The 10,213-nt window shown below is 68.3% G+C and carries 12 protein-coding genes; 4 read left to right on the forward strand and 8 right to left on the reverse strand.

What is annotated here, in order from left to right; genetic code table 11:
- The first annotated feature begins 47 nt into the window (after positions 1-47).
- The 4 genes from trxB to AES38_RS14465 all read left to right on the forward strand — a co-directional run bounded on the left by trxB (position 48) and on the right by AES38_RS14465 (position 3,982).
- A complete protein-coding gene (trxB, locus tag AES38_RS14450; RefSeq protein ID WP_053775552.1) occupies positions 48-1,082 on the forward strand; it encodes a thioredoxin-disulfide reductase in 1,035 nt (344 codons plus the stop codon).
- Between the two features lie 77 nt (positions 1,083-1,159).
- A complete protein-coding gene (gene trxA / locus AES38_RS14455) occupies positions 1,160-1,483 on the forward strand; it encodes a thioredoxin (protein ID WP_043667755.1) in 324 nt (107 codons plus the stop codon).
- 173 nt (positions 1,484-1,656) lie between these two features.
- Positions 1,657-2,979, forward strand: coding sequence for an aminotransferase-like domain-containing protein (locus AES38_RS14460; protein ID WP_053775553.1), 1,323 nt, complete (start codon positions 1,657-1,659; stop codon positions 2,977-2,979).
- Positions 2,980-3,013: 34 nt separating this feature from the next.
- Entirely contained in the window at positions 3,014-3,982 is a 969-nt protein-coding gene (locus AES38_RS14465; RefSeq protein WP_053775554.1) for a D-alanine--D-alanine ligase family protein, read from the forward strand.
- An 80-nt stretch (positions 3,983-4,062) separates the two neighbouring features.
- Here AES38_RS14465 and AES38_RS14470 read toward each other — a convergent pair whose 3' ends face one another.
- The 8 genes from AES38_RS14470 to rpmH form a co-directional block, all read right to left on the reverse strand.
- Entirely contained in the window at positions 4,063-5,067 is a 1,005-nt protein-coding gene (locus AES38_RS14470) for a ParB/RepB/Spo0J family partition protein (RefSeq protein ID WP_053775555.1), read from the reverse strand.
- Complete coding sequence (locus tag AES38_RS14475; protein WP_053775556.1) at positions 5,067-5,948, reverse strand: ParA family protein; 882 nt, start codon at positions 5,946-5,948, stop codon at positions 5,067-5,069. The genes AES38_RS14470 and AES38_RS14475 overlap by 1 nt, the downstream gene beginning before the upstream one ends.
- A gap of 147 nt (positions 5,949-6,095) precedes the next feature.
- Complete coding sequence (gene rsmG, locus AES38_RS14480; RefSeq protein WP_053775840.1) at positions 6,096-6,731, reverse strand: 16S rRNA (guanine(527)-N(7))-methyltransferase RsmG; 636 nt, start codon at positions 6,729-6,731, stop codon at positions 6,096-6,098.
- 691 nt (positions 6,732-7,422) lie between these two features.
- Positions 7,423-7,971, reverse strand: coding sequence for a Jag family protein (locus AES38_RS14485; protein ID WP_053775557.1), 549 nt, complete (start codon positions 7,969-7,971; stop codon positions 7,423-7,425).
- Positions 7,968-8,933, reverse strand: coding sequence for a membrane protein insertase YidC (gene yidC / locus AES38_RS14490; RefSeq protein WP_053775558.1), 966 nt, complete (start codon positions 8,931-8,933; stop codon positions 7,968-7,970). Before yidC ends, AES38_RS14485 begins: the two co-directional genes overlap by 4 nt.
- Positions 8,934-8,943: 10 nt before the next feature.
- A complete protein-coding gene (gene yidD / locus AES38_RS14495) occupies positions 8,944-9,255 on the reverse strand; it encodes a membrane protein insertion efficiency factor YidD (RefSeq protein ID WP_053775559.1) in 312 nt (103 codons plus the stop codon).
- Positions 9,252-9,593 carry a ribonuclease P protein component gene (rnpA, locus tag AES38_RS14500; RefSeq protein WP_053775560.1) on the reverse strand — a complete coding sequence of 114 codons (342 nt, stop codon included), beginning with the start codon at positions 9,591-9,593 and terminating at the stop codon, positions 9,252-9,254. Before rnpA ends, yidD begins: the two co-directional genes overlap by 4 nt.
- Before the next feature lie 3 nt (positions 9,594-9,596).
- Positions 9,597-9,734 (reverse strand): 50S ribosomal protein L34, encoded by a 138-nt coding sequence (rpmH, locus tag AES38_RS14505; protein ID WP_012039665.1) that lies wholly within the window; start codon positions 9,732-9,734, stop codon positions 9,597-9,599.
- Between the last annotated feature and the right edge of the window lie 479 nt (positions 9,735-10,213).

A 10,213-nucleotide genomic window follows, 5' to 3' on the forward strand; every position in this document is an offset into this window, starting at 1 on the left:
GCGGGCGCCGGGACGGTGCCCCGCCGAGCAGTGGAGGAGAAGCCGTCGTGCGTCAGATCATCATCATCGGTTCGGGTCCCGCGGGATACACGGCCGCCATCTACGCCGCGCGCGCCAACCTCACCCCCCTCCTCATCGCCAGCTCGGTCGAGGCCGGCGGCGAGCTCATGAACACCACCGAGGTCGAGAACTACCCGGGCTTCCCCGAGGGCATCCAGGGTCCCGACCTCATGATGGCGATGCAGGCGCAGGCCGAGCGCTTCGGCACCGAGGTCGTCCTCGACGACGTCACGTCGGTGGACCTGACGGGCGACGTCAAGCGCGTCACCCTCGGCAACGGCGACGTGCACGAGGCCCTCGCGGTCATCGCCGCCACCGGATCCGCGTACCGCAAGCTCGGCCTCCCCGCGGAGGACCGCTTCAGCGGCCACGGCGTCTCCTGGTGCGCCACGTGCGACGGCTTCTTCTTCCGCCAGAAGACCATCGCGGTCGTCGGCGGCGGCGACAGCGCGATGGAGGAGGCCACGTTCCTCACCCGCTTCGCGGAGAAGGTCTACGTCATCCACCGCAAGGACACCCTGCGCGCCTCCAAGATCATGCAGGAGCGCGCGTTCGAGAACCCGAAGATCGAGTTCGTCTGGAACGCGCAGGTGGTCGACATCACCGGCGGCGAGAAGGTCGACGGCGTCGTCCTCGAGGACACCGTCACGGGCGAGCAGCGCCCGCTCGCGCTCGACGGCCTCTTCATCGCCATCGGCAACGACCCGCGCACGCACCTCTTCCACCAGCAGCTGGAGCTGACCGCCGAGGGCACCATCGCCGTCGAGGGCCGCTCCTCGCGCACGAACCTGCCGGGCGTGTTCGCCGCCGGCGACGTGATCGACCCCACCTACCGCCAGGCCATCACCGCCGCGGCGTCCGGCACCGTCGCCGCGCTCGACGCCGAGCACTTCCTCGCGTCCCTGCCCGACACGCTGCTCGACGCGGCGTCGGACGGTCCGGACGGACCCGCGGGCCATGGCGCTCCGGCAGCTGGCAGCGCGGTGGATCCCGACGGCGAGCTCGTCGGCGCCGAGCAGTAGTCCTCGGCGCTCCGGCGCCCCCATCTGAAGGACCCGGGAACCGCCCGGGTCCACCCGAACCGCACGAAGGAGCACCCATGTCCCACTCCCGCGACGTCACCGACGCCAGCTTCCAGGCCGACGTCCTCGACGCCGAGAAGACCGTCATCGTCGACTTCTGGGCCCCCTGGTGCGGCCCCTGCAAGGCCGTCTCCCCGGTCCTCGACCAGATCGCCGCCGAGAACCCCGGCATCGAGCTCGTCAAGATCGACGTGGACGACAACCCCGAGGTCGCGATGAAGTACAAGATCACCTCGATCCCGGCCATGAAGGTCTTCCAGAAGGGCGAGGTCGTCAAGACCGTCATCGGCGCCAAGCCGAAGCCGGCCCTCGAGCAGGAGTTCGCCGACTTCCTCAAGTAGACCGCTTGCGCCGAGTGCGCGACGAGCACCACCCGGAGGGTCCGGCACCACGAGGTGCCGGGCCCTCCGTCGTCCTCGCGATCCGAGCCGCGCCGTCCGTGCGCGGCCACCGACGGGGATCCCCCACGGCCTCCCGTTAGGCTGATCGGCAATCGGACAGTGAGAGACGTGACGTGACACCTGCAGGCAGCCCCCGCGATCCCGCGGGCACCAACCTCGACCCTTGGTTCCCCCACTACGCGGAGAGGACCTCGGGCCTCAGCGCCTCCGAGGTGCGCGCCCTCTTCGCCGTGGCCTCGCGCCCGGAGGTGGTGTCGCTCGCCGGGGGCATGCCGTTCGTCTCCGCCCTCCCGCAGGAGCTCATCGTCACGGCGATGGAGAAGGTCATGCGCGAGCGCGGACCCGTCGCCCTGCAGTACGGCGGAGGCCAGGGCACTCCCGAGCTCCGCGAGGACATCCTCGAGGTCATGGCGCTCGAGGGGATTCGCGGCAGCGTCGACGACATCGTCACCACCACGGGCTCGCAGCAGGCGCTCGACCTGGTCACGAAGCTGTTCATCGACCCGGGCGACGTGATCCTCGCCGAGGCCCCCAGCTACGTCGGCGCCATCGGCGTCTTCCGTAGCTACCAGGCCGTGGTCGAGCACGTGATCATGGACGACGACGGCCTCGTCCCCGAGGCGCTCCGCGAGGCCATCGCGCGCATCCGCGGCGAGGGCCGCACCATCAAGTTCCTCTACACGGTCCCCAACTTCCACAACCCGGCGGGCGTCACCATGTCGGCCGCCCGCCGTCCGGAGATCCTCGAGATCTGCCGGTCGAACGACATCCTCGTCCTCGAGGACAACCCCTACGGCCTGCTCTGGTTCGACCGCCCCGCGCCGGACGCGATGCGGAGCCTCGACGACGAGGGCGTCATCTACCTCGGCTCGTTCTCGAAGACGCTCGCCCCGGGCTTCCGGGTCGGCTGGGCGCTCGCGCCGCACGCCATCCGGGAGAAGCTCATCCTCGCCCAGGAGTCGGCCGTCCTCTCCCCCAGCTCGTTCAGCCAGCTGATCATCTCCGAGTACCTGCACGCCTCGGACTGGAAGGGCCAGATCGACACCTTCCGCGGGGTCTACCGGGAGCGGCGCGACGCCACGCTCTCCGCCCTCCAGGAGCACCTGCCCGGTCTCTCGTGGACCGTGCCCAACGGGGGCTTCTACGTCTGGCTGAAGCTCCCCGAGCAGCTCGACTCGAAGCAGATGCTCCCGCGGGCCGTCACCGCGCTCGTGGCCTACACGCCCGGCACCGCCTTCTACGCCGACGGCCGCGGTCGCGACGCCATCCGCCTGTCGTTCTGCTACCCGACACCCGAGCGCATCCGCGAGGGTGTCCGCCGGATGGCCGGCGTCATCGACGACGAGCTGGACCTGCTCAGCACGTTCTCCGGCACGGGCTCGCTCGCGTCGCGCACCACGACGTCCGTGGCCGCCCCGCCGCCGGACCTCGACTGACCCCGCCCCACCGACCACGATCGGATCCAGCACCATGACCGCACACGAGCCCCTCTCCGTCGTCGTCCTGGCGGGCGGCATCTCCCATGAGCGTGACGTGTCGTTGCGCAGCGGCCGTCGCGTCGCGGACGCCCTCCGCGGCGTGGGCGTCAGCGCCTCCCTGCGTGACCCGGACGCCACGCTGCTGGACTTCCTCCGGGACACCCCGCCCACGGTGGTCTGGCCCGTCCTCCACGGCGCCAGCGGCGAGGACGGCGCGCTCCTCGGCCTGCTCGAGCTCGCCGGCGTCCCGTACGTCGGCTCGTCGGCGCGCGCGGCGCGACTCGCCTGGGACAAGCCCACCGCCAAGGCGCTGGCGGAGGCCGCCGGGATCCGCACCCCCCGTTCCGTGACGCTTCCGAAGGACACGTTCCGCGAGCTCGGCGCCGCCGCCGTCCTGCGGCTCGTCACGGAGGCGATGCCGGCTCCCTACGCCGTGAAGCCGGCTCGCGGCGGATCCGCGCAGGGCGTCACCATCGTGCGCGACGCGGACTCCCTCCCCCGCGCCATGGTCGACGCGTACACCTACGGCGACGTCGCCCTGATCGAGCAGCTCGTCGAGGGCACGGAGCTCGCCATCGGCGTCCTCGACACCGGCGACGGGCCGACGGCGATGCCCGCGACGGAGATCGTCCCCACGTCGGGCGTCTACGGCTACGAGGCCCGTTACAACGCCGGCCTCACGCGCTTCTACACGCCTGCGCGCATCCCACCGGCGGCGGCGCAAGCGGCCGCCGAGGCAGCAGTGGGGATCCACCGGGCCATCGGCATCGGGCAGGTCTCACGCGTGGACGTCATCGTGGACGCCGCCGGCGACCCCTGGTTCCTCGAGGTCAACGTCATCCCCGGCCTCACGGAGACGTCGCTCCTCCCGCAGGGGCTGGCAGCCGCGGGCATCGACGTCGGCGACCTCTACCGCCGGCTCGCGGACGCCGCCAGGGCGACGGCCGTCACCACCGCCTGACGTCTCCGCCCGAACACGACTCAGGAGAGCGCACGACCTCGTGCGCTCCCCTGTGGCATCCGCGGCACCGTTCGACGGTGTCAGCTCACGTCGGCATCCGGGACGCCCATCTCCTGCATGATCCGGGTCAGGTCGCCCATCGTCGCGAAGTCGATCACCATCTGCCCCTTCTGCGCGGACATCGTCACGCGGACGCTCGTGTTCAGGTGGTCGCCGACGCGCTGCGCGGCCTCCTCGAGGTGCGCCGTGCGCGCGTTCGCGGCGCTCTTGCGCGGCTTGACGACGCGCTGGCCGCGCTGTGCGGCCGCCTCAGCGGCCCGCACCGACAGGTCCTCGTTCACGATCTTGTCGGCGAGGTGCCTCATCGCCTCCTCGTCGCCCGAGGAGAGGATCGCCCGCGCATGACCCGCGGAGAGCACGCCGGCGGCCACGCGGTGCTGCACGTCCTCGGGCAGACGGAGCAAGCGGATGGTGTTCGTGATCTGGGGGCGGGAGCGTCCCAGCCGCTGCGCGAGCTCATCCTGGGTGATCGCGAAGTCGGCCAGCAGCTGCTGGTATGCGCTCGCCTCCTCCAGGGGATTCAACTCCGATCGATGGAGGTTCTCGAGCAGGGCGTCGCGCAACATCGACTCATCGGCCGTGTCCTTGATGACAGCCGGGATCGTGTCGAGCCCCAGCTCCTTGGTCGCCCGCAGGCGCCGCTCCCCCATCACCAGCTCGTAGCGGGTCCGCCCATCTGCGTCGGCGCCGAGCGGACGGACGACGATGGGCTGCAGCACCCCGTACTCGCGGATCGACACCACGAGCTCCTGCAGCTCGTCCGGACGGAAGTCCGTGCGCGGCTGCTGGGCGTTGGGGCGGATGTCAGCCGGATCCAGGTTCGCCAGGCGCGCACCGGGGACCGCCACGAGCTCGGGCTCGCGCTTGCTCGTCGCCGCGTCCCGCCCGTCGCCGCCCTGGACCCCGCTCGGCGCTCCGGCCCCGATGCTGTCGGGGAAGAAGACATCCACCGGGCGGCTGCGCTCGTCGGACGTGGGGATGAGGGCGCCGATGCCGCGCCCCAGGCCGGTTCTCTTGGTTGCCATTACTTCGGGGCTCCTCGGTGTGCGATCTCCGCTGCGGCCTCCAGGTAGGAGAGCGCACCGGGCGAATTGGGGTCGTAGCTGATGACGCTCTGTCCGTAGCTGGGCGCCTCGCTGATGCGGACGGAGCGTGGGATGAGCGTCGTGAGGGTCTGCTGCGGGAAGTGCTCGCGCACCTCAGCAGCCACCTGCTGCGCCAGGTTGGTGCGTCCGTCGTACATGGTCAGCAGGATCGTGGACATCGAGAGCTCGGGATTCAGATGCTGCGAGATCAGCTCGATGTTGGACAAAAGCTGGCTCAGGCCCTCCAAGGCGTAGTACTCACACTGGATGGGGATGAGCACCTCCCTCGCGGCACTGAACGCGTTGATGGTGAGCAGTCCCAAAGACGGCGGGCAGTCAATCAGGACGTAGTCGAAGCCCTGGCCATCCTCACTCGCCAGGAAGACGTCGAGAGCCTGGCGGAGCCGACGCTCCCGCCGGTCCAGGGTCACGAGCTCGATCTCGGCGCCAGCGAGGTGGATGGTGGCCGGTACGCAGTAGAGCGTGTCGAATTCCGGACTCCTCTGCAGGGCATCCTCGATGCGCGCCTCGTTGACGAGCACGTCGTAGACGCTCGAGAGGTCGGATGACCGATCCGTTCCCAGCGCGGTCGAGGCATTGCCTTGAGGATCGAGATCGATGACGAGAGTACGTGCTCCGGCCTTCGCAAGAGCGGCGGCCAGGTTCACCGTCGAGGTGGTCTTGCCCACACCGCCCTTCTGGTTCGCGATGGTGAAGACCCGTGTGCTGACCGGCCGAGGGAGCACGATCCCAGCGAGTGCCTTCCGCCGCCGACTGGTCTCCGACAGCTCCCGGGCGATGGGGCTGAGGTCGTCATCCATGGGCGACATCCAATCGGTCGGAGTTGGTGGGCACTGGCGTGAAGCACTGAGCATGTTTCACGTGGAACATGAACCTCATCCGCGCACGATGCACTGCGAATGCGGACCTGATCAGCATCTGAGCGGAACCGATGACTTGCCCGCCTCTCATGCGACTCGGGCTCGGATCACGCGCGTCACTTCCTCGACCTGCCCTTCACCCAGGGTCAGCACTTCGACGTCCTCTAGGTGGTGACGTCGAATGACCTTGCCCGCGGCTTCCACCTCTCGCTCGGCGTTGGCGCCCTTCATCAGCACCAACTCCCCACCGGTCTTCACGAGTGGGGCGGTCATCGGGATGAGCTTCGCGAACGCACTCACCGCTCGGGCGGTCACCTGATCGAGGGCATAGTCCTGAAGGACGTCCTCTGCTCGCGCGCGACGTACCTCGACGTTTCCCAATTCGAGATGGGCTACCTGCTCCTCGAGCCAGGCGACCCGACGCTCCATCGGTTCGATGAGAACGAACCGCACGTCAGGTCGCGCGATGGCGAGCACGAGGCCCGGAAGCCCAGCTCCACTGCCGATGTCCCCCACCAGACCAGGGCGAAGAAGAGGTGCGACCAGAACCGAGTTGAGCACGTGCCTGGACCAGAGTCGCGGGGGCTCGAGTGGACCGATCAACCCCAGCTCCTCGCCACGCTGGCCGAGCTGAGTGGTGAACTCCCGTGCTGTCCCGATGCGATCACCGAACAGTTCCGCTGCCACCGCCGGCTCTGGCTCGATCATGACCTTCTCATGCATCACGCTTACATCCTTAGGTCACTCTACAGGTGCGGTCCACTTCGTCAGCGCACGATCGCGTCGCGTTCATCACACGCTCCGACGAATCATCAGAGCTTAGCGGGCGGAAGTCAACGCAGGAGCGACCGCAGCCGTCAGCCGGCGTGCCCAGGCGGTGCTATTCATAGTGTTTCACGTGAAACCGCCACTCCTGACGCATGCACTGCGCGTCGCCCGCCCCGGTCGTCGAAATGGCCCCTAGCGAGGAGGACGTTTCACGTGAAACACGCCAGCCTCACGATGCTTCGACTCTCTTTCGTCGCCCATCATCGCCATGGATGGATGCGCTCCTCTCGGAATGCACTTGTCCTCGCAGGATGCGGCCCCGCTGGAGTCACCCCTATGTCTTCGAACTGCGTGGAGAACGCGGTCCCTCCGCGTGAAGGATCGAGCACGGTGAGGCCACTACCTACGACCGATCACCCGTCTCCGCAGGAACCACGAAACAAGCCGTACGAGTTGTCACCAATCACTGATCGCGCATGCAGAGCCTGATCCCAGACGCGGACGACCTAGCACCGTTGGCTCTTCACTCTCGCGCCGCGGAATTTAGTAACACGCACGTACTATCAAAGGAGCCGGCGCGGTTGGGCCGGAAAACGGAGGAGACCCGGTCCAACGGACCGGGTCTCCCCTACGACTGCACGTGGCTTCAGGCCTTGGTGATCACCGTATGGCGGTCGCGTCCCTCACCCTCGGACTCCGACGTGTAACCGCGCTCGGCCACGATGTCGTGGACGAGCTTCCGCTCGTACGAGGACATCGGCGGGAGCGAAGCGCTCGCGGATCCAGCCGAGATGCGCTCGATCGCGCGGTCGACGAGCTGTCCCAGCTCCACCTGTCGCGCGTCACGGGACCCACCCACATCCAAGATCAGACGGCTGAACACACCGGTCTTGTTCTGCACCGCGAGACGCGTGAGCTCCTGGAGTGCGGTCACCGTCTCGGGGTTCGACAGCAGACGGAGATCCTGCGAATCAGCAGCGTCGACCGAGACGTACGCACGTCCGCCACGCTGATCGATGTCGATGTCCCCGTCGAGGTCGCAGATGTCGAGCAGCTCCTCGATGTAGTCGGCTGCGATGTCACCCTCATCGGCCACGTCGCCTGCGGTCTGCCGGTCGTCGACCGACGCCGGAGCGTCGAGCCCTGTGACGTCCACGGTCGTCGCCTCGTCGGTGCTGTCCGTCGCGTCGCTCATCGGTTCTTGGATCCCGCCTGCTTCTTGGCACGGTTCTTGCCCACGGGCTGCTGACGCTGCGCCGGCTTCCGCTCCTCCACGACCACGGTCGACGCGTCGGCGGCGGACGTCTCGGTGACGACCAGCTTGCCCTTGCGCGCCAGACGCGCCTCACGTGCACGCGCGGCCTCGCTGCCGGGCGTGGGCATGTTGCGGATGACGAGGAACTGCTGCCCCATGGTCCAGAAGTTGGAAACGAGCCAGTAGAACATGACGCCGAGGGGGAAGGCGATGCCCGACACCGCGAACACCAGCGGGAGGATGTACAGCAGGATCCGCTGCTGCTTGAACATCGGGCTGGCCTTGGTCTCCTCGGACATGTTCTTGGCCATGATCTGGAGCTGCGTGATGAACTGCGACGCGCTCATCAGGATCACCATGGTCGTGGCGATCACGATGACGGTGACGTTGCCGTTGGCGGTGGAGATCGCCGACTGCAGCGGCGCGCCGAGGAACGACGACTCGCCGAACGAGCGGGACAGCTGGGCGTTGAGGAGACCGATGCCCGGGAGCTCCTCGACCGCTGCGCGGTGGAGCACCGAGTACAGCGAGAAGAAGATCGGCATCTGGAGCAGGAGCGGGAGGCAGCTGCTCAGCGGGTTCGTGCCGGTGTCCTTGTAGAGCGCCATGGTCTCGCGGGACATGGCCTCGCGGGAGAACTGGTCGCGCTTGCCCTTGTACTTGTCCTGGATCTTCTTCAGCTGCGGCGCCACCTCCATCATGCGGCGCTGGTTCTTGATCTGCCGGACGAAGATCGGGATGAGCGCGGCGCGGACCACGAGCACGAGTCCCACGATGGACAGGACCCAGGTGGCCCCGTTGTCGGGGTCGAGACCGAGGCTCGTCCAGAGGGTGTGGAAGCCGACAAGGATGAGTTCGATGACCCACTTGATCGGCCACAGGATCGTTCCGAGGAAGTCCATGAGGTGGTCGTTAGCCCTTTCCGTGGCTGGGTGCGACGACGAATCCGAGCCTCGTGCGTCGGTACTGCTGGACCCGACGAGCGGGGACGTCGTCGATGCCGCCCTCCGCCCACGGGTGGCATCGGCACACGCGCCATGCGGCGAGGGCGCCGCCGCGGAGGAGGCCGTGCTCCTGCACCGCTTCGAGCCCGTATGCCGAGCACGAGGGGTAGTACCTGCAGACGTCCCCGTAGAGAGGGGACACGAGCCGCCGGTAGACGCTGATCACGGCGATGCCCGCGTTCCGAGGCGCCAGGACGACGGAGGTCAGTGCCCTCTTCATATCGTCCTCACGGCCCGCGTCACGGCTGACGCGATCTCCTCCTGCAGGCTATCCCACGGTGTCCGCTCCATGCCTGGCAGTACGCGGATCACCACGGAGGCGCCGGGCGGGACGGTCTCGAGCAGGCCGGCGGAGACGGCCTTGAGCCGACGCCGGACGAGGTTGCGGGTGACGGCGTTGCCCACCTTCTTCGAGACGATGAACCCGAAGCGGGACGGGACCTCAGCGGATCCGGCGAGCGCGTACACCACCGCCGTAGCGGTCGTGGATCGGCGACCCCGGCGGACGATGGTGCGGTAGTCCGCACCGCTCGTCACGCGGTTCCGCCGAGCGAGCACGTGCTACGCGGAGAGCTCGGTGCGTCCCTTGCCACGGCGAGCGGCGAGGATGGCGCGGCCGGCGCGGGTGCGCATGCGGAGGCGGAAGCCGTGCTTCTTGGCCTTCTTGCGGTTGTTCGGCTGGAAGGTGCGCTTGCTCACGGTGAGTCTCCACTCAGGTTGGTCCACAGGGCCGACGAGTGCGGCTGGGAAGATGGGGCAGCCTCGACAGGCTGGGTCAACTGCCTAAATCTACGGGCCGAGGGGCCTCCGGTCAAACCCGCGGGCAGGATCGTGATTATCCACACGGGGAGCCCATCCGCCGGTATTGACATGCCGCCGTCGATAGGGTCGATTTGTCCTGATCTCCGGCAGTGGCTAGCGTGTGGCGTGGCCGCGACGCGCCGGGGATCGCCCGCGCGGTGCATGACGGCCCGTTCGCACACAGGGTGGATAACCCTGTGAGTAACTATGCTGTCCGCCATCGTGGTGCTCGGATGGTCCGCACCCTCGGAGCCTCCGGGGACGGACGCCGCACGAACTACAGCGACGCCCTCCCGGCGTCGACAGCAGCCCGCGCACCGTGATGCGGCCCCGGCATCAGCCGCGGGACCGAGTCCGGTGACGGCAGATGGGGAAAC

Source organism: Clavibacter capsici (assembly GCF_001280205.1).
GTDB classification, from domain to species: domain Bacteria; phylum Actinomycetota; class Actinomycetes; order Actinomycetales; family Microbacteriaceae; genus Clavibacter; species Clavibacter capsici.

Coding starts and splice junctions, on each gene's coding strand:
- trxA (WP_043667755.1), top strand. CDS start 1,160: ATGTCCCACTCCCGCGACGTCACCGACGCCAGCTTCCAGGCCGACGTC.
- AES38_RS14465 (WP_053775554.1), top strand. CDS start 3,014: ATGACCGCACACGAGCCCCTCTCCGTCGTCGTCCTGGCGGGCGGCATC.
- AES38_RS14470 (WP_053775555.1), bottom strand. CDS start 5,067: ATGGCAACCAAGAGAACCGGCCTGGGGCGCGGCATCGGCGCCCTCATC.
- AES38_RS14475 (WP_053775556.1), bottom strand. CDS start 5,948: ATGGATGACGACCTCAGCCCCATCGCCCGGGAGCTGTCGGAGACCAGT.
- rsmG (WP_053775840.1), bottom strand. CDS start 6,731: ATGCATGAGAAGGTCATGATCGAGCCAGAGCCGGCGGTGGCAGCGGAA.
- AES38_RS14485 (WP_053775557.1), bottom strand. CDS start 7,971: ATGAGCGACGCGACGGACAGCACCGACGAGGCGACGACCGTGGACGTC.
- yidC (WP_053775558.1), bottom strand. CDS start 8,933: ATGGACTTCCTCGGAACGATCCTGTGGCCGATCAAGTGGGTCATCGAA.
- yidD (WP_053775559.1), bottom strand. CDS start 9,255: ATGAAGAGGGCACTGACCTCCGTCGTCCTGGCGCCTCGGAACGCGGGC.